The organism is Pseudomonas sp. BIGb0176 (assembly GCF_024810175.1).
Lineage (GTDB): Bacteria > Pseudomonadota > Gammaproteobacteria > Pseudomonadales > Pseudomonadaceae > Aquipseudomonas > Aquipseudomonas protegens.
This window is the reverse complement of sequence record NZ_JANUEC010000004.1, coordinates 705,034-722,092: the sequence shown is the minus strand read 5'-3', so window position 1 is coordinate 722,092 and position 17,059 is coordinate 705,034. Positions and strand designations below refer to the sequence as shown.

The window sequence follows — 17,059 nt, the reverse complement described above, 5'->3', positions numbered from 1 at the left end:
ATGGGCTTTACCACCAACAGCATGGGATCCATGCTCGATTGCAGCACTTTCGCATAACCATCGAATATGGAATGCCGCGAATCCATGAAGCGCAAGAACATTCTTTTCATCATGGCCGATCAGATGGCCGCACCCTTGCTGCCGTTCTACGGACCCTCGCCGATCAAGCTGCCTCACCTCAGCCGGCTGGCCGCCCAGGGCGTGGTCTTCGACGCCGCCTACTGCAACAGCCCCTTGTGCGCACCCTCGCGCTTCACTTTGGTCAGCGGCCAGTTGCCCAGCCGGATCGGCGCCTACGACAACGCCGCGGACTTCCCCGCCGACGTGCCTACCTACGCCCACTACCTGCGGCGCCTGGGCTACCGCACTGCGCTCTCGGGCAAGATGCACTTCTGCGGCCCGGACCAGTTGCACGGTTATGAAGAGCGCCTGACCAGCGATATCTACCCCGCCGACTATGGCTGGGCGGTGAACTGGGACCAGCCCGATGTGCGCCCCAGCTGGTACCACAATATGTCCTCGGTACTGCAGGCCGGCCCCTGTGTACGCACCAACCAGCTGGATTTCGACGAGGAGGTGGTGTTCAAGGCCCAGCAATACCTGTTCGACCATGTGCGCGAGGCCGGCGACCAGCCGTTCTGCCTCACCGTCTCCATGACCCACCCCCACGATCCGTACACCATTCCCAGGGCCTTCTGGGACCTGTACCGCGACGACCAGATTCCACTGCCGCAGACCCCGCCCCAAAGCGAGCTGGATCCGCATTCCCAGCGCCTGCTCAAGGTCTACGACCTGTGGGACAAGCCCTTGCCTGTGGATAAGATCCGCGACGCGCGCCGCGCCTACTTCGGCGCCTGCAGCTACATCGACAGCAACGTCGGCAAGCTGCTGCAGACCCTGGAAGACACCGGGCTGGCGGACGACACGCTGATCGTGTTTTCCGGCGACCACGGCGACATGCTCGGCGAGCGCGGCCTCTGGTACAAAATGCACTGGTTTGAAATGGCCGCCCGGGTACCGCTGCTGATCTGTGCACCGGGGCAGTTCACTGCCGGCCGGGTCAGCGCCGCTGTCTCCACCGCCGACCTGCTGCCGACCCTGGTGGAGCTGGCCGGCGGCCGGGTCGAGCCCGACCTGCCGCTGGATGGCCGCTCCCTGGTCCCGCACTTGCTAGGGCAGGGCGGGCACGACGAGGTGTTCGGCGAATACATGGCCGAAGGCACCATCGGCCCGCTGATGATGATTCGCCGCGGTGCCTACAAGTTCATCTACAGTGAAGACGACCCCTGCCTACTCTTCGACCTGCACCACGACCCGCAAGAGCGCTGCGACCTTGGCCAGTCGCCCGAGCATCGGCCGCTGTTCGCCGCGTTCCTGGCAGAGGCCCGGGCCAAGTGGGACATTCCGCGCATTCACCAACAGGTCCTGGCCAGCCAGCGCCGCCGCCGGCTGGTGGCCGAGGCGCTGAACCGGGGCAAACTCAAGAGCTGGGACCACCAGCCGCTGGTAGACGCCAGCCAGCAGTACATGCGCAACCACATCGACCTCGATGACCTGGAGCGCAAGGCCCGTTATCCACAACCCTGCCAAAACCAATAAAACGTAAGGGGAAAAGCATGCAAAGGTTATCCACAGCACTGACGCTCGGGCTTCTGGCCCTGGGCAGCGCATCCGCTTGGGCCGACTCGTGCGAGACCGTGAAGATGGCCGACCCGGGGTGGAGCGATATCGCCGCCACCAATGCCATCACCGGCTTCCTGCTGGACGGCATGGGCTACAAGGCGAAGATCGACACCCTGGCCGTGCCCATCACCTTCGGGGGTCTGAAGGATGGCCGGGTGGATGTATTCCTGGGTAACTGGATGCCGGCGCAGCAAGGCTTCCATGACAAGTTCGTGGCCAATGGCGACGTCACCCAGCTGGCCAAGAACCTGGAAGGGACCGAGTTCACGCTGGCGGTGCCGGACTATGTGTGGGAGGCCGGAGTGCATGATTTTGCCGACCTGGACAAGTTCGCCGACAAGTTCGACAAAAAGCTCTACGGCATCGGCTCCGGCGCGCCGGCCAACCTGTCGCTGCAGGAAATCATCAAGAGCAACCAGTTCAACCTGGGCCAGTGGAAGCTGATCGAGTCCAGTGAACAGGCAATGCTCGCCGAAGTGTCCCGGGCCACGAAAAAGCAGCGCTTCATCACCTTCCTCGGCTGGACTCCACACCCGATGAACGTGCAGTTGAAGATGCGCTACCTGACCGGCGGCGAAAAGTACTTCGGCGCCAGCGGCAGCGTCTACACCCTGACCCGCAAGGGTTATGCACAGGCTTGCCCGAACGTCGGCAAACTGCTGGGCAACCTGCGGTTCACCCAGGAGATGGAGAACAGCATCATGGCCGCGGTGGTCAACAGCAAACTCAGCAACACCGAGGCCGCCAAGGCCTGGATCAAGGCCCACCCGGCAGTGCTGGAGCAATGGCTGGAGGGAGTGCGAACCATTGATGACAAAGAGGCCCTGGCAGCGGTGAAGAGCAGGTTGTAGCCCGAGGTGCGCCGGCCATTCGCCGGCAAGCCGGCTCCTGCACCCAAAGCCTGGCAATGCTTTACCCTGGCCCACCGAATCAACCCACCCGTGAGGAACCATGGCCTGGCCCGACCGCCAATCTCTCCTGCCTTTGCTGAGCTGGCTGCCGCGCCAGACCCGGGCCAGCGTCGGCCGTGACCTGCTGGTGGGCCTGAGCGGCGCGATCCTCGCTCTGCCGCAATCCATCGCCTATGCCCTGATCGCCGGCCTGCCCCCGGAGTACGGGCTATACGCGGCCATAGTCCCGGTGCTGATCGCCTGCCTGTGGGGTTCATCGTGGCACCTGATCTGCGGCCCCACGGCGGCGATTTCCATCGTTCTCTATGCCAGCGTCAGCCCCCTGGCAGTGCCGGCCTCCGAGGACTACATCACCCTGATCCTGCTCCTGACGCTGTTGGCCGGGGTCTTCCAGTGGCTGCTGGGAATGCTGCGCTTCGGCGCCCTGGTGAACTTCGTCTCGCACTCGGTGGTGCTGGGCTTCACCCTCGGCGCGGCGGTGGTCATCGCCCTGGGCCAGTTGCCCAACCTGCTGGGGCTGGAACTGCCGAACCAGGCCACCGCCCTCAACAGCCTGAGCCAGTTGCTGCAGCACCTGGGCGAGGTGGACCGGCCTTCGCTGCTGCTGGGGCTGGGCACCCTGGCGCTGGGGGTCGCCTTCAAGCTGCTGGCGCCGCGCTGGCCCGGCCTGCTGCTGAGCCTGGTGTTCAGTGCCCTGGTGGTATGGCTGCTGCCAGGGGTGTTTGGCCATGTGCAACTGGTCAGCGCCTTCGTTGGCCGGCTGCCGCCGTTTAGCCCATTGCCCCTGGACCTGGAACTGATCCTGCGGTTGCTGCCCAGTGCAGTGGCGGTGGGCATGCTCGGGCTGGTCACCAGCCTGTCGATTGCCCGCTCGCTGTCAGCACGTTCGGAACAGTTGCTGGACGCCAACCAGGAAGTCCGCGCCCAGGGCCTGTCGAACATGGTCGGGGCGTTTTTCTCCGGCTACCTGTCCTCGGGCTCCTTCACCCGCTCCGGCTTGAGCTACGAGGCCGGCGCCTGCTCGCCCCTGGCCGGGGTGTTCTCGGCGCTGTGGGTGGCGCTGTTCGCCGTGGCCGGCGCCGGGCTGATCGCCCATATCCCGATCCCGGCCATGGCCGGCAGCATCCTGCTGATCTGCTGGGGGCTGGTGGACCACCGGGGCATTCGCGCGCTGTTCCGGGTCAGCCGCGCCGAGTTCGTGGTGATGAGCCTGACCTGCGTCGCCACCCTGCTCCTGGAGTTGCAGACCGCGATCTATGCCGGGGTCCTGGCGTCGCTGTTCTTCTACCTCAAGCGCACTTCGCAACCGCGGGTGCAGCAGTCCAGCGAAGGCGATGAAGACATCCTGCGGGTCGGCGGTTCGATTTTCTTCGGCGCCAGCCATTACCTGCAGGTGCGCATGCAGCGCTGCCACGCGCCCAGGCTGGTGATCGACGCACGGCAGATCAACTTCATCGACTATTCAGGGGTGGAGATGCTGCACCAGGAAGCACGCCGCCTCAGGCGCCAGGAGCGCAGCCTGATCCTGCGCCGGGCACGGCAGGCGGTGAAAGAAGAGTTGATCAAGCTCGAAGGCCCGGAACGCTGCCCGATCCACTTCGAAGACTGAACCCCATCCGTAGGAGCCGGCTTGCCGGCGAAGAGGCCCTTGGACCTGGCGCCAGTCTTGAGGCCGCCTTCGCTGGCAAGCCAGCTCCTACGAGGAGGGAGGGGTTACTGCGCCAACTGGCGACGCAGTTCAGCCAGCACCGGGGCACTGTCGGGGCGCACGCCGCGCCATAGGTAGAAGGCTTCCGCCGCTTGCTCGGCCAGCATGCCCAGGCCATCCAGCACCAGGGCCGCGCCCTGTTCACTGGCCCAGCGGCAGAACGGTGTCGGCTCCTTGGCGTACATCATGTCGTAGCACACGGTCTTGCCCGCCTCGATCAGGCTGCCGGCAATCGGCGGCAGCTCGCCCGAAAGGCTGGCGGAGGTGGCATTGATGATCAGGTCCACCGACTCCTGCAGCCAGTCGAAGCCGCTGGCCGATACCGGCCCCAGGTCGGCGAACAACTCCGCCAGCAGCTCAGCCTTTTCCACGGTGCGATTGGCGATTACCAAGGCCTCCGGCTGCTCGGCCAGCAATGGCTCCAGGGCACCACGGACCGCGCCGCCAGCCCCCAGCACAAGGATGCGCTTGCCCTTGAGGCTGACCCCGGCGTTCACCGTCAGGTCGCGCACCAGTCCGGCGCCGTCGGTGTTGTCTCCCAGCAGAGTGCCGTCCGCTTGCTTGCTCAGGGTGTTCACCGCACCGGCGCGCTGGGCCCGTTCGGTCAGGCTGTCGCACAGGCGATAGGCCTCTTCCTTGAACGGCACCGTGACATTGGCCCCTCGCCCGTGGGCGAAGAAACTGCGAGCGGTGCCGGCGAAATCATCCAGGGGCGCCAGCAGGGTGTTGTACTCCAGCTGCTGGCCGGTCTGCTGGGCGAACAGCCGATGGATCAGCGGCGACTTGCTGTGGCCGATCGGGTTACCAAAGACAACGTACTGATCCATCTCTCATCCCATTTGCTCAACACAGGGGTAGGAACCGCATCCGCCTTGAAGGCCTTTTCGCCGGCAAGCCGGCTTCTACACAGTGGGTGCGGTTTAGTTGCTGGCTGCCAGCCAGTCGCGATCCTGCAGGAAGTATTCGGTCAGGCGCGCTTCTTCGCTGCCCGGCTCGGCCTTCCAGTCATAGCCCCAGCGCACTTGTGGCGGCAGCGACATGAGGATCGACTCGGTGCGCCCGCCCGATTGCAGGCCGAACAGGGTGCCACGGTCGTAGACCAGGTTGAACTCCACGTAGCGGCCCCGGCGAAATTCCTGGAATTCCCGCTGCTGCGCGGTGTAGGCCGCGGCCTTGCGGCGCTGGACGATGGGCAGGTAGGCCTCGATGTAAGCGTCGCCAATGGCGCGCATGAAGGCGAAACTGGTGTCGAAGTCCCATTCGTTCAGATCGTCGAAGAACAGGCCGCCGATGCCCCGCGGTTCATTGCGGTGCTTGATGTGGAAATAGCTGTCGCACCAGGCCTTGTAGCGTGGATAGACGTCGGCACCGAAGGGCGCGCAGGCGCGCTCGGCAACCCGGTGCCAGTGCACGCAGTCATCGACGTTGCCGTAGTAGGGGGTCAGGTCGAAACCGCCGCCGAACCACCAGACCGGCTCTTCGCCTTCCTTCTCGGCGATGAAGAACCGCACGTTGGCGTGGGAAGTCGGCACATGGGGGTTGTGCGGATGGATCACCAGGGACACGCCCAGGGCCTCGAAGCCACGGCCGGCCAGCTCGGGCCGATGGGCACTGGCCGATGGCGGCAGGCCGCTGCCGAATACATGGGAGAAGTTCACCCCACCCTTTTCGATCACTGCACCGTCGCCGATCACCCGGGTACGCCCGCCACCACCGGCAGGCCGGGTCCAGGCGTCCTCGATGAAGCGTGCGCCACCGTCTTCGGTTTCCAGTGCAGCGCAAATGCGGTCTTGCAGGTCGAGCAGGTAGGCTTTCACGGCCTCGGTGCGGGTAGTCATGGCATCACCTTGAATCGGGCAAAGCTACGCGGCGCTAGGGATGGAGCACGGGCCGGCGCAAATGGGCGCGTAGCATAACACCGCGCCGGGGCGCTCCGCAGTTGACGAAGGTCAAGCAGAGGAGTCCGATAGAGCACTTTCACGACACGTCCGAGGAGAGAATGCAGATGGCCAAACGTATCCAGTTCCGCGCCCATGGCGGCCCCGAAGTGCTCGAATATGTGGATTACCAACCGGCGGAACCGGGCCCGCAACAGGTTCGCGTCAGCAACAAGGCCATCGGCCTGAACTTCATCGACACCTATTTCCGCAGCGGTCTCTACGCACCGCCCGCCCTGCCTTCGGGCCTGGGGGCCGAAGGCGCGGGCGTGGTCGAGGCCGTAGGCAGTGCCGTGACCCGTTTCAAGGTCGGCGACCGCGTGGCTTACGGCAGCGGCCCACTGGGGGCCTACAGCGATGTGCATGTGCTGCCCGAAGCCAACCTGGTACGCCTGCCGGACGCCATCAGCTTCGAACAGGCCGCCGGGGTCATGCTCAAGGGCCTGACCGTGCAGTACCTGCTGCGCCAGACCTATGAACTCCAGGGCGGCGAAACCGTGCTGTTCCACGCCGCTGCCGGCGGTGTCGGCTCCCTGGCCTGCCAGTGGGCCAAGGCCCTCGGGGTAAAGCTGATCGGCACCGTCAGCTCGCCGGAAAAAGCCGCCATCGCCAAGGCCCTGGGCGCCTGGGAAACCATCGACTACAGCCATGAAGACGTGGCCCAGCGAGTGCTGGAACTGACCGGCGGGAAGAAGTGCCCGGTGGTCTACGACGGCGTGGGCAAGGACACCTGGCTGACCTCCCTGGACTGCCTGGCCCCACGCGGGCTGATGGTCAGCTTCGGCAACGCCTCTGGCGCAGTGGACGGGGTCAACCTGGGGATTCTCTCGGCCAAGGGCTCGCTGTACGTGACTCGGCCGACCCTGGCCAGCTACGCCAACAATGCCGAGAACCTGCAGCGCATGGCCGACGACCTGTTCGGCATGATTGCCAGCGGCAAGCTGAAGATCGAGATTGGCCAGCGCTTCGCCCTGGCGGATGCGGCCAAGGCCCATATCGAACTGTCGGCACGACGCACGACTGGCTCGACTGTGCTGCTGCCTTGAACGCCTTCGCCGGCAAGCCGGTTCCTACCGAGTATCGTAGGAGCCGGCTTGCCGGCGAAGCGCTTCAGGAAGGCCGAACTACCTTGCCGGTAGCCAGGTCACGGATCAGGCTCGGGTTCTTGCGCCCGCCCAGGCTGCCACTGAGGACCAGATCCAGTTGCCCACGGAAATACTGCTCGATGCGCAGCCGCGTGCGCGCCGCCGGGCGCCCCTGGGGGTTGGCCGAGGTGGAAATCAGCGGGCCCACCAGGGAGCACAGCTCACGCACCAGCGGATGGTCGCTGACCCGCAGCGCCACCGTGTCATGGACCCCGGTGACCCACTCGGGCAACAGGTTCTGATGGGGCACCAGCCAGGTATTGGGCCCCGGCCAGGTGCTGGACATGCGATCGATCCAGGTGTCCGGGAAGTCCTCGAAGAGGAAATCGAACTGATGGATGTTGTCAGCGATCAGGATCAGGCCCTTGTCCACCGACCGTGACTTGATTGCCAGCAGGCGATCCACCGCCTCTTCATTCCACGGATCGCACCCCAGGCCCCAGACCGCTTCGGTTGGATAGGCAATCACCGCCCCTGCGCGAATCTCTCGTGCGGCTTGCTGCACGCGCCAACTGCTGACCATTGCCGACTCTCCAGATAAAAGCTGTGCGCAGTTTACCGATCCTGCTTATAAAACCTAGCTCAGACGCGCATACCAACGCCCATTTTCATGGACCGCACGGCCTTCGATCTCCAGCTCGGTCAGGGCCGCCAGCACCCGGGGCAGGGGCCAGCCGCTGGCGCTGGCCAAGGCTTCGCTGCTGTGGGGCGCCGCATGCAGCAAGGCCAGCAACGGGTGGGTACAGGCCGCTGTCGGCAGCGAGGCGCTGGGCGGCAGGTTCTGCCAGCCGGCCAGGGTCTCCAGGATGTGCTGCACGCTTTCCACCAGCACCGCGCCGTCGCGGATCAACTGGTGGCAACCCCGGGCACCGGGGTGGTGGATAGAACCGGGGATGGCATACACCTCGCGGCCTTGCTCCGCCGCCAGCCGCGCGGTAATCAGCGAACCGCTGGCGACGCTGGCCTCCACCACCAGCACGCCCAGGGCCAGGCCACTGATGATTCGATTGCGCCGGGGGAAGTGTTCCGCACGCGCCGGGGTGTCCAGCGGGAACTCGGAAACCACCGCGCTGCCCTGGTCGATCATGGCCCTGGCCAGGGCCCGGTGCCGCTGTGGATAAAAATTTTCCAGGCCAGTGCCCAGCACGCCCACGGTGCGCCCGCCAACATCCAGGGCCGCCTGATGGGCAGCGCCATCGATGCCCAGGGCCAGACCGCTGGTGATGACAAAACCGGCACGGGCCAGGCTGCGGGAAAAGGCCCCGGCGGTGTCCAGCCCCGGTCGCGATGCGCGACGGCTGCCCACCATCGCCAACTGCGGCCGTTCGAGAATCGAGGGGTCGCCGGCCACGAACAGCAGCGGCGGCGCATCCTCGAGTTGCGCCAGCAAGGGCGGGTAGCCGGGCTGGTCCCACATCAGCAAATGCTGGGCCTGGCTATCTATCCAGGCCAATGCGCGACGGGCGCCGTCGCGCACCTGGGGGCTGCGCCGGGCCTCGCTGCAGGCCGGCGGCAGGTCCAGGGAACGCCAGGCACTGGCCGGGGCACTGAGTGCTTTAGAAGCGCAACCGAATGCCTGAAGCAGGCGCTGAAAACGCATCGGCCCGAGTTCGGGCAGGACGTGCAAGCGCAATCGAGCTTCCAGTTCTGCCGGGGAAATGCTGCCGCTCATCGAGTTCGACATGGATCATCCTTGATCGTCAGGGCTCCAGCCTGAGCTGGAACAAGCTGTGGATAACTCTGTTGGTAACTTGTTGAGGAAAGATCTCCCTCAGGGGTTGCGGACCTTGTCCAGCACCGCCAGCGAACGCGTGGCCTTGAGTACCAATCCGTAGCTGAGCCTGTCGTAGCTGCGGAACACCATCAGCCAGCCGGCCGCCTCGTCGGGGATTTTCAGCGGCTCGCCGGTTTGCCGGTCGCGCACGGTTTCACCGGTCTTGATCACCGCCAGTACGTTGCCCTCCAGCAGGCCGTCGCGGCGCCCGCGGTTGAGGGTCACCACATCCAGGGCGCCGATCTGGGTGACCCCTCGGGGCACGTCGATGATCAGCCCTTCCACCGGCCGTTGCGGGGCACTGGGGTTGAAGGAGCCCGGCAACCCCGAGGTATCGGCGGCCAGCAAGCGATCACCCAGGCGCACTTCCTGGTTGCTGCTCTGCAAGGCGAGGGTGGCCAGGTCACCTTCGCTCGCCACCACCCGGGCGCTGCCGATGGCGTCGGCGTTGACCCCCAGCAGTTCCTGGCTCAGGGGGTCGCGGTAGACCTTGCCCTGGCGGAACAGCTCATAGACCGGCTGCTCAGGGTCCAGCCGGCCACGGGCGAAAAGCCGGTCGCCCATGCCACCCAGCACCCGCTCGCCCTCGCCGGCCACGATATACGGCGCCTGCTCCAGGGCCCCGGGCTGATCGACGATGCGGTTGTCCAGCAAGAAGCTGCTGATCGCTTGCAGGGGAATGCTCGGAATCGGGGCAGGGGGCAGGCGCCGGGCCTGGGGCGCGAGCTTGACCGTCGGCGGAGCCGCTGGTCGCTCCAGCTGCAGGTGTGGCGGGCCGTCATTGCGCACCAGTTGCAGGCGGTCACCAGGGAAGATCTGCCCGGCGAAGCCCGCGGGCCAGAGCTCGCGCCATTGCCAGGGCTGCTGCAGATACAGGCTGGCGACGCCCCACAAGGTATCGCCCGGCTGCACCCGATAGTGCTGTGGATAACTGTCCCGCAGTTGCACCTGGGCCTGGCCGATGGCGGTCCAGCCCGCCAGCAGCAGGGCGAACAGTGATTTCCTCATGGGCTGAATCCCTTTATTATGTGCGTTCGCGTGAAACGCCAGAGCCTGCACGGCTCGCTCCATCCCAGAGCACGTTTTGCACCGGCGGCCCAGGTCCAGAACCTGCGCGGACGCCGACTCCGCCCTTACTTCACACGTGTAGCAATTACGCTTATGGCCATTTTAAACATCCTCGAATTCCCTGATCCGCGCCTGCGCACTATCGCCAAACCAGTGGCCGTAGTGGACGACGAAGTGCGTCAGTTGGTCGACGACATGTTTGAAACAATGTATGAGGCCCCAGGCATCGGTCTGGCGGCGACCCAGGTCAACGTGCACAAACGCGTGGTGGTCATGGACCTGTCCGAAGACCGCAGCGAACCACGGGTGTTCATCAACCCCGAGTTCGAAGCCCTGACCGACGAGATGGACCAGTACCAGGAAGGCTGCCTTTCGGTACCGGGCTTCTACGAAAACGTCGACCGCCCGCAACGGGTCAAGATCAAGGCCCTGGACCGCGACGGCCAGCCCTACGAACTGATCGCCGAAGGTTTGCTCGCCGTGTGCATCCAGCACGAATGCGACCACCTGAACGGCAAGTTGTTCGTCGACTACCTGTCCACGCTCAAGCGTGACCGGATCAAGAAGAAGCTGGAAAAGCAGCATCGCCAGCAGGCTTGATGACCGTCTTGCAAAGGCTTGCTACGGCAAGCCTTTTTCTTTTCCGCATGTTTAACATCGAGAATTCCCATGACTGAGCCACTGCGCATCGTCTTTGCCGGCACCCCCGAATTCGCCGCCGAACACCTCAAGGCCCTGCTCGACAGCCCTTACCAGATCGTTGCGGTCTACACCCAGCCGGACCGTCCGGCGGGGCGCGGGCAGAAGCTGATGCCCAGTCCGGTCAAGCAGCTTGCTCTGGAAAACGACATCCCCGTGCTGCAACCGCCGACCTTGCGCAATGCCGAGGCTCAAGCCGAACTGGCAGCGCTCAAGCCGGACCTGATGGTGGTGGTGGCCTACGGCCTGATCCTGCCCCAGGCGGTGCTGGATATTCCGCGCCTGGGTTGCATCAACAGCCACGCTTCGCTGTTGCCACGCTGGCGCGGTGCCGCGCCGATCCAGCGTGCGGTGCAAGCCGGTGACGCGCAAAGCGGGGTGACCGTGATGCGCATGGAAGCCGGCCTGGATACCGGGCCGATGCTACTCAAGGTCAGCACCCCGATCAGCGCCGAAGATACCGGCGGCAGCCTCCACGACCGCCTGGCCGAGATGGGCCCGCCCGCAGTGCTGCAAGCCATCGAAGGCCTGGCCGCCGGCACCCTGGAAGGCGAAGTCCAGGACGACAGCCTGGCCACTTACGCCCACAAGCTGAACAAGGACGAGGCGCGCATCGACTGGAGCCGCCCGGCCGTGGAACTGGAGCGCCTGGTGCGGGCCTTCAACCCCTGGCCGATCTGCCACAGCAGCTTGAATGGCGAAGCGCTGAAAGTGCTGGCCGCCACCCTGGCCGAAGGCAAGGGCGCGCCGGGGGAAATCCTCGGCGCCAGCAAGGACGGCCTGATCGTTGCCTGCGGTGAGCAGGCGCTGTGCCTGACCCGCCTGCAACTGCCCGGGGGCAAGGCGCTGAACTTCAGCGACCTGTTCAACAGCCGCCGCGAGAAATTCGCCATCGGCACCGTCCTCGGCCAGACGGCGGACGCCCAATGAACCCGCGCCTGGCCGCCGCAAAGGCGCTGACTGCCGTGCTCAACGGCAAGGCCTCGCTCAACAGCTCGCTGCCGATCCAGCTGGACAAGGTCGAGGCCCGGGATCGCGGCTTCACCCAGGACCTGGCCTTCGGCACCGCACGCTGGCAGCCGCGGCTGTCGGCGCTGGCGGCCAAGCTGCTGCAGAAGCCGTTCAAGGCAGCCGACGCCGATGTCGAAGCATTGCTGCTGGTGGGCCTCTATCAGTTGCTCTACGCCCGGGTTCCGGCCCACGCCGCCATCGGTGAAACCGTGGGCTGCGCCGACAAGCTGAAAAAGCCCTGGGCCAAGGCCCTGCTCAATGCCGTGCTGCGGCGCGCCCAACGCGAAAGCGAAACGCTGCTGGCCGAGTTGGAGCACGACCCGGTGGTGCGCACCGCACACCCGCGCTGGTTGCAGAAATCCCTCAAGGCGTTCTGGCCCGAGCAGTGGGAAGCCATCTGCGCCGCCAACAACGCCCACCCGCCGATGATCCTGCGGGTCAACCGCCGGCATCACTCCCGCGATGCCTACCTGAAGCTGTTGAGCGAAGCGGGGGTTGCGGCCAAGGCTTGCGTCTATAGCCAGGACGGCATCGTCCTCGACGAAGCCTTGGATGTACGCAGCCTGCCGGGCTTTGCCGAAGGCTGGATCAGTGTGCAGGACGAGGCCGCGCAACTGGCCGCCGAGCTGCTGGAACTGGCGCCGGGGCAACGGGTGCTGGACGCCTGCTGCGCCCCGGGCGGCAAGACCTGCCACATCCTCGAAGTGCAACCGGCCCTGGCCGGCGTAGTGGCGGTGGACCTGGAGGCCAAGCGCCTGGTGCGGGTACGGGAAAACCTCGACCGCCTGGGGCTCGACGCCCAATTGATCGCCGCCGATGGCCGCGACACCCAGGCCTGGTGGGACGGCAAGCCGTTCCAGCGGATCCTGCTGGACGCGCCATGCTCGGCCACCGGGGTGATCCGCCGCCATCCGGATATCAAGCTGACCCGCCAGCCCGAAGACATCGCCGCCCTGGCGCAACTGCAAGGCGAACTGCTGGATGCCATGTGGCAGGCCCTGGAAGTGGGCGGCATCCTGCTCTACGCCACCTGCTCGACCCTGCCCACCGAGAACACCGAGGTCATCGAGGCCTTCCTGGCCCGCACCCCGGGGGCTCGTGAATTGGACATCGGCGGCCAACTGGGGCAGCCTGCCGCCGGCCTCAAGCAGCCCCACGGACGCCAGTTGCTGGCGCAAGAGGGCGGCCACGACGGCTTCTACTACGCCAAGCTGATCAAGATCGCCGCAGCTCGCGGCTAAACGGTTTTAAGGGAGTGACTGGATGAAAATCATCATCCTCGGCGCCGGGCAAGTGGGTGGCACGCTGGCGGAACACCTGGCCAGCGAAGCCAACGATATCACCGTGGTCGACACCGACGGCGAACGCCTGCGCGACCTCGGCGACCGCCTGGACATCCGCACCGTGCAGGGCCGCGCCTCGTTCCCGACGGTGCTGCGCCAGGCCGGCGCCGACGACGCCGACATGCTGGTGGCGGTAACCAACAGCGACGAGACCAACATGGTCGCCTGCCAGGTGGCCCACACCCTGTTCCACACCCCGACCAAGATCGCCCGGGTGCGCGAAGCCGCCTACCTGACCCGCGCCGGGCTGTTCGACAACGATGCGATCCCGGTGGACGTGCTGATCAGCCCCGAGCAGGTGGTGACCAACTACATCAAGCGCCTGATCGAGCACCCCGGTGCGCTGCAGGTGATCGACTTCGCCGAAGGCAAGGCGCAACTGGTGGCGGTCAAGGCCTACTACGGTGGCCCGCTGGTGGGCCAGCAACTGCGCCAGCTGCGCGAGCACATGCCCAACGTCGACACCCGGGTGGCGGCGATCTTCCGTCGCGACCGGCCGATCATGCCCAAGGGCGATACGGTGATCGAGGCCGACGACGAAGTGTTCTTCATCGCCGCCAAGGCCCACATCCGCGCGGTGATGAGCGAGATGCGCCGCCTGGAGGAATCCTACAAGCGCATCGTCATCGCCGGTGGCGGGCAGATCGGCGAGCGCCTGGCCGAGGCCATCGAAAGCCGCTACCAGGTGAAGATCATCGAGATGAACCCGGCCCGCTGCCGCTACCTCTCCGACACCCTGGACAGCACCGTGGTGCTGCAGGGCAGCGCCTCGGACCGCGACCTGCTGCTGGAAGAGAACATCGCCGACGCCGATATCTTCCTGGCCCTGACCAACGACGACGAAGCCAACATCATGTCCTCGCTGCTGGCCAAGCGCCTGGGAGCGAAGAAGGTGATGACCATCATCAACAACCCGGCCTACGTCGACCTGATCCAGGGTGGCGATATCGACATCGCCATCAGCCCGCAGCTGGCCACCATCGGCACGCTGCTGGCCCACGTGCGCCGCGGCGATATCGTCAGCGTGCACTCCCTGCGCCGGGGCGCGGCGGAAGCCATCGAGGCCATCGCCCACGGCGACGCCAAGTCGAGCAAGGTGATCGGCCGTGCCATCGAGAACATCGGCCTGCCGCCGGGCACCACCATCGGCGCGATCATTCGCGACGAAGAAGTGCTGATCGCCCACGACGACACGGTGATCGAAGCCGGCGACCACGTGATCCTGTTCCTTGTGGATAAAAAACACATCCGCGACGTGGAGAAACTGTTCCACGTCGGCCTGAGCTTCTTCTGATCAACAACTCTGTAGCCGCTGCCGAAGGCTGCGATCGACTGCGCAGCAGGCGCTGCCCTTGCGAAGGCTGTACGGGCCTGATCGCAGGCTACATGAGCCCACAGGAGTGACAACGATGCTTGAATCCCTGGAAAAAATGCTCGCCAAGGGTGTGGATAACGCCCTGCTGCGCTTCGGCCTGGGCAAGGGTTACCTGGATCAGGGCGATTTCGCCAAGGCCGCCGAGCACCTGCAACGTTGCGTGGCCTTCGACCCCAAGTATTCCGCGGCGTGGAAGTTGCTGGGCAAGGCCTGCCAGGGGCAGGGCGACCTGCCGGCAGCGCGCCAGGCCTGGGAACAGGGCCTGGAAGCGGCCCGGGGCCACGGCGACAAGCAGGCGGAAAAGGAAATGACGGTGTTCCTGAAAAAACTCGACCGCCAGTCTCAAGGCTGACCCCACCCCTCCTCGGTAGCCGCTGCTGCAGGCTGCGAACGAGCTGGGCGGCACTCCGATGCACTGCTCGCTAGCTCTGAAGACCCGCACAGGCTCGACAAGAGAGCGCCAAGCAAGGCCCTTCGGTCCTTTTCGCAGCCTCGCGGGCTCGGCAACGGCTACAGGGCTATTTCACAGGTAGCGCAGGGCGATCCCTTCCGCGTCCACTTGCACCACTTCCATGCGCACCCGCGGCGCCGTCACCGGCAGGCCCTGGACCTGGCCGTAGACCACCGCGCCCTTGGGCAGTCTTGCCAGGGCCGGGCTCTGTACATAGACGCCGCTGGCGGACAGGTTGCGGGTCTGCCCCAGGCATTCGCCGATGCTTTCGTGGGAAATCTTGATGCGGAACGACTTGCGATGATCGGACATCTTCTGCGCCCTTGTTCGGTGTGCTGTGGATAACTCCCGATGCGGGGTTATCCACAGATCGTGCCAGCTCCCTCAGTACCAGCGCGCCTCGCCAGGCGGGCGCTTCTTGAAGCGTTTCATGCTCCACATGTACTGGCTCGGATAGGCCCCCACATAACGCTCGACCACCTTGCTCATGGCCGCGCAGGAGGTTTCGGTATCGGTGCTGTACATGTCTTCCGGCGCCGCTTCGAGGATCACCTTGTAGCCCGAGCCGTCGGGCAGGCGCAGGGCATGGAGGAACACGCCGACCGCCTTGCCGCCGGCCAGCATGTTCGGCACGAACTTGCTGGTCAGGGCCTGGGTGGCGAAGAAGGGCACGAAGATCCCGGCGGATTCGGCCGGTTCCGGGTCGGCGGGGATGCCCACTGCCCCCCCTTTGCGCACTTCCTTGATGACGCTGAGGATGCCTTCCTTGGTGGAAGCCGCCACGCGGTTGCCCAGTTGCACCCGCTGCTTGCGCAGCAGTTCGTCCACTGCCTTGAGCTTGGGCGGACGGTAGAAAATGATCGGTTTGCACTGGCTGCAATAGAAGTGGTTGAGCACTTCCCAGTTGCCCAGGTGGCTGGTGATGCCAACCACGCCCTTGCCCGAGGCCAGGGCGTCCTTGAGCACTTCCAGGCCCTCGACTTCACGCACCAGGGCAATGGAACGCTCGGCCGGCCAGATCCAGGCGCAGGCGCTTTCAGTCAGGGACTTGCCGATGTCCTTCAGGCTCTGGCCCACCAGGCGCTCGCGTTCCGCCGGGTCCATCTGTGGAAAACATTTGGCCAGGTTGATACGCACCACCTCGCGGGAACGATTGGGCGTCTTCCACATGATCCAGCCGATGGCTGCGCCGACCGCCTGCACCGCGCGCCAGGGCAGCAGGGCAAACAACCGCAGAGCACCCACCAGCAGGGCGCCTTTGAACTTATCCACAAATGACTCCTGATCTTGGTCATGAAGCGTGTCGCCAGCCGGCTATTCTAACCGCGCATCGGCCAGGATGGCGTACCGATCACAGTCCAGGGTGTGGTCCATGACCATCCCCGAGGCCTGCATCAGCGCATAACAGATGGTCGGGCCGACGAAAGTGAAGCCGGCCTTGCGCAGGCCGCGGCTCATGGCTTCGGCCTCCGGCGTCACCGCCGGCACTTCGCTGCGGTCGTTGAAATGGTTGATCTTCGGCACGCCACCGACGAAGGCCCAGAGAAAGGCCACCGGGTCTTCCAGCTCCAGCCAGGCCTGGGCATTGCGCCGCGCGGCGTTGAGCTTGAGGCGGTTGCGGATGATGCCCGGGTCCTGCATCAGGTCGTCGATCTCGGCATCGCTCATCTGCGCCACACGCTGCACATCGAAGCCGAACAGCACCTGGCGATAATGCTCGCGCTTCTTCAGCACGGTGATCCATGACAGCCCGGCCTGGAACCCTTCGAGCAATAACAACTCGAACAAGCGCTGCCCATCGCGCAGCGGCACGCCCCACTCCTGATCGTGATAAGCCATGTACAGCGGATCTTCGGAACACCAAAAGCAGCGTGGCATAAGGCTCCAGGGGGCGTGCGCAGGACTGAATCGGGTATACTCCCGCTCCTTAAATCGCAGCCCAAGTAACAGGTGA

Annotated in this window: 17 protein-coding genes; 9 read left to right on the top strand and 8 right to left on the bottom strand. The window is 65.3% G+C overall.

The window, feature by feature from the left end:
• Positions 1-84 precede the first annotated feature (84 nt).
• From betC to M2395_RS26400, 3 genes are all read left to right on the top strand, one after another.
• Entirely contained in the window at positions 85-1,599 is a 1,515-nt protein-coding gene (gene betC, locus M2395_RS26410; RefSeq protein WP_123431152.1) for a choline-sulfatase, read from the top strand.
• 17 nt (positions 1,600-1,616) lie between these two features.
• Complete coding sequence (choX, locus tag M2395_RS26405; protein WP_011058419.1) at positions 1,617-2,534, top strand: choline ABC transporter substrate-binding protein; 918 nt, start codon at positions 1,617-1,619, stop codon at positions 2,532-2,534.
• Between the two features lie 100 nt (positions 2,535-2,634).
• Positions 2,635-4,203 carry a SulP family inorganic anion transporter gene (locus M2395_RS26400; protein WP_011058418.1) on the top strand — a complete coding sequence of 523 codons (1,569 nt, stop codon included), beginning with the start codon at positions 2,635-2,637 and terminating at the stop codon, positions 4,201-4,203.
• Between the two features lie 104 nt (positions 4,204-4,307).
• On the opposite strand, the gene aroE is transcribed toward M2395_RS26400, so the two are convergent.
• Both aroE and hemF read right to left on the bottom strand, forming a co-directional pair.
• Entirely contained in the window at positions 4,308-5,129 is an 822-nt protein-coding gene (gene aroE / locus M2395_RS26395; RefSeq protein WP_077933144.1) for a shikimate dehydrogenase, read from the bottom strand.
• 93 nt (positions 5,130-5,222) lie between these two features.
• The gene (gene hemF / locus M2395_RS26390; protein WP_077933143.1) at positions 5,223-6,140 is read right to left on the bottom strand and encodes an oxygen-dependent coproporphyrinogen oxidase; all 918 of its coding nucleotides are present in this window, start codon (positions 6,138-6,140) and stop codon (positions 5,223-5,225) included.
• A 167-nt stretch (positions 6,141-6,307) separates the two neighbouring features.
• Between hemF and M2395_RS26385 the strand changes: the two genes are divergently transcribed.
• Complete coding sequence (locus tag M2395_RS26385) at positions 6,308-7,285, top strand: NADPH:quinone reductase (RefSeq protein ID WP_026020270.1); 978 nt, start codon at positions 6,308-6,310, stop codon at positions 7,283-7,285.
• A 64-nt stretch (positions 7,286-7,349) separates the two neighbouring features.
• Here M2395_RS26385 and M2395_RS26380 read toward each other — a convergent pair whose 3' ends face one another.
• The 3 genes from M2395_RS26380 to M2395_RS26370 form a co-directional block, all read right to left on the bottom strand.
• A complete protein-coding gene (locus M2395_RS26380; protein ID WP_011058414.1) occupies positions 7,350-7,907 on the bottom strand; it encodes an L-threonylcarbamoyladenylate synthase in 558 nt (185 codons plus the stop codon).
• Between the two features lie 54 nt (positions 7,908-7,961).
• Entirely contained in the window at positions 7,962-9,068 is a 1,107-nt protein-coding gene (gene dprA / locus M2395_RS26375) for a DNA-processing protein DprA (protein WP_077933142.1), read from the bottom strand.
• A gap of 87 nt (positions 9,069-9,155) precedes the next feature.
• Positions 9,156-10,166, bottom strand: coding sequence for a LysM peptidoglycan-binding domain-containing protein (locus M2395_RS26370; protein WP_123431151.1), 1,011 nt, complete (start codon positions 10,164-10,166; stop codon positions 9,156-9,158).
• Between the two features lie 153 nt (positions 10,167-10,319).
• Here M2395_RS26370 and def point away from each other — a divergent pair, with 153 nt between their 5' ends.
• The 5 genes from def to M2395_RS26345 all read left to right on the top strand — a co-directional run bounded on the left by def (position 10,320) and on the right by M2395_RS26345 (position 15,006).
• Positions 10,320-10,826: a peptide deformylase gene (def, locus tag M2395_RS26365; protein WP_011058411.1), complete on the top strand. Its 507-nt coding sequence runs from the start codon at positions 10,320-10,322 to the stop codon at positions 10,824-10,826.
• A 69-nt stretch (positions 10,827-10,895) separates the two neighbouring features.
• Positions 10,896-11,855, top strand: a complete 960-nt coding sequence (gene fmt, locus M2395_RS26360) for a methionyl-tRNA formyltransferase (RefSeq protein WP_011058410.1) — start codon at positions 10,896-10,898, stop codon at positions 11,853-11,855.
• A complete protein-coding gene (gene rsmB, locus M2395_RS26355; RefSeq protein WP_011058409.1) occupies positions 11,852-13,177 on the top strand; it encodes a 16S rRNA (cytosine(967)-C(5))-methyltransferase RsmB in 1,326 nt (441 codons plus the stop codon). The genes fmt and rsmB overlap by 4 nt, the downstream gene beginning before the upstream one ends.
• A 22-nt stretch (positions 13,178-13,199) precedes the next feature.
• Positions 13,200-14,573 carry a Trk system potassium transporter TrkA gene (gene trkA / locus M2395_RS26350; RefSeq protein WP_011058408.1) on the top strand — a complete coding sequence of 458 codons (1,374 nt, stop codon included), beginning with the start codon at positions 13,200-13,202 and terminating at the stop codon, positions 14,571-14,573.
• A gap of 115 nt (positions 14,574-14,688) precedes the next feature.
• Positions 14,689-15,006 carry a tetratricopeptide repeat protein gene (locus tag M2395_RS26345; protein WP_011058407.1) on the top strand — a complete coding sequence of 106 codons (318 nt, stop codon included), beginning with the start codon at positions 14,689-14,691 and terminating at the stop codon, positions 15,004-15,006.
• Positions 15,007-15,177: 171 nt separating this feature from the next.
• Here M2395_RS26345 and M2395_RS26340 read toward each other — a convergent pair whose 3' ends face one another.
• From M2395_RS26340 to M2395_RS26330, 3 genes are all read right to left on the bottom strand, one after another.
• Positions 15,178-15,417 (bottom strand): PilZ domain-containing protein, encoded by a 240-nt coding sequence (locus tag M2395_RS26340; RefSeq protein WP_011058406.1) that lies wholly within the window; start codon positions 15,415-15,417, stop codon positions 15,178-15,180.
• Positions 15,418-15,489: 72 nt separating this feature from the next.
• Positions 15,490-16,377, bottom strand: coding sequence for a lysophospholipid acyltransferase (locus M2395_RS26335; RefSeq protein WP_011058405.1), 888 nt, complete (start codon positions 16,375-16,377; stop codon positions 15,490-15,492).
• 42 nt (positions 16,378-16,419) lie between these two features.
• Positions 16,420-16,983 carry a DNA-3-methyladenine glycosylase I gene (locus M2395_RS26330; protein WP_011058404.1) on the bottom strand — a complete coding sequence of 188 codons (564 nt, stop codon included), beginning with the start codon at positions 16,981-16,983 and terminating at the stop codon, positions 16,420-16,422.
• Positions 16,984-17,059: the final 76 nt, after the last annotated feature.

Excerpts from the sequence above, each read along its gene's own strand:
- rsmB (WP_011058409.1), top strand. The coding sequence starts at position 11,852 with ATGAACCCGCGCCTGGCCGCCGCAAAGGCGCTGACTGCCGTGCTCAAC.
- M2395_RS26330 (WP_011058404.1), bottom strand. The coding sequence starts at position 16,983 with ATGCCACGCTGCTTTTGGTGTTCCGAAGATCCGCTGTACATGGCTTAT.
- trkA (WP_011058408.1), top strand. The coding sequence starts at position 13,200 with ATGAAAATCATCATCCTCGGCGCCGGGCAAGTGGGTGGCACGCTGGCG.
- M2395_RS26345 (WP_011058407.1), top strand. The coding sequence starts at position 14,689 with ATGCTTGAATCCCTGGAAAAAATGCTCGCCAAGGGTGTGGATAACGCC.
- M2395_RS26400 (WP_011058418.1), top strand. The coding sequence starts at position 2,635 with ATGGCCTGGCCCGACCGCCAATCTCTCCTGCCTTTGCTGAGCTGGCTG.
- M2395_RS26385 (WP_026020270.1), top strand. The coding sequence starts at position 6,308 with ATGGCCAAACGTATCCAGTTCCGCGCCCATGGCGGCCCCGAAGTGCTC.
- fmt (WP_011058410.1), top strand. The coding sequence starts at position 10,896 with ATGACTGAGCCACTGCGCATCGTCTTTGCCGGCACCCCCGAATTCGCC.
- dprA (WP_077933142.1), bottom strand. The coding sequence starts at position 9,068 with ATGTCGAACTCGATGAGCGGCAGCATTTCCCCGGCAGAACTGGAAGCT.
- M2395_RS26370 (WP_123431151.1), bottom strand. The coding sequence starts at position 10,166 with ATGAGGAAATCACTGTTCGCCCTGCTGCTGGCGGGCTGGACCGCCATC.
- M2395_RS26380 (WP_011058414.1), bottom strand. The coding sequence starts at position 7,907 with ATGGTCAGCAGTTGGCGCGTGCAGCAAGCCGCACGAGAGATTCGCGCA.
- choX (WP_011058419.1), top strand. The coding sequence starts at position 1,617 with ATGCAAAGGTTATCCACAGCACTGACGCTCGGGCTTCTGGCCCTGGGC.
- M2395_RS26340 (WP_011058406.1), bottom strand. The coding sequence starts at position 15,417 with ATGTCCGATCATCGCAAGTCGTTCCGCATCAAGATTTCCCACGAAAGC.
- hemF (WP_077933143.1), bottom strand. The coding sequence starts at position 6,140 with ATGACTACCCGCACCGAGGCCGTGAAAGCCTACCTGCTCGACCTGCAA.
- aroE (WP_077933144.1), bottom strand. The coding sequence starts at position 5,129 with ATGGATCAGTACGTTGTCTTTGGTAACCCGATCGGCCACAGCAAGTCG.
- betC (WP_123431152.1), top strand. The coding sequence starts at position 85 with ATGAAGCGCAAGAACATTCTTTTCATCATGGCCGATCAGATGGCCGCA.
- def (WP_011058411.1), top strand. The coding sequence starts at position 10,320 with ATGGCCATTTTAAACATCCTCGAATTCCCTGATCCGCGCCTGCGCACT.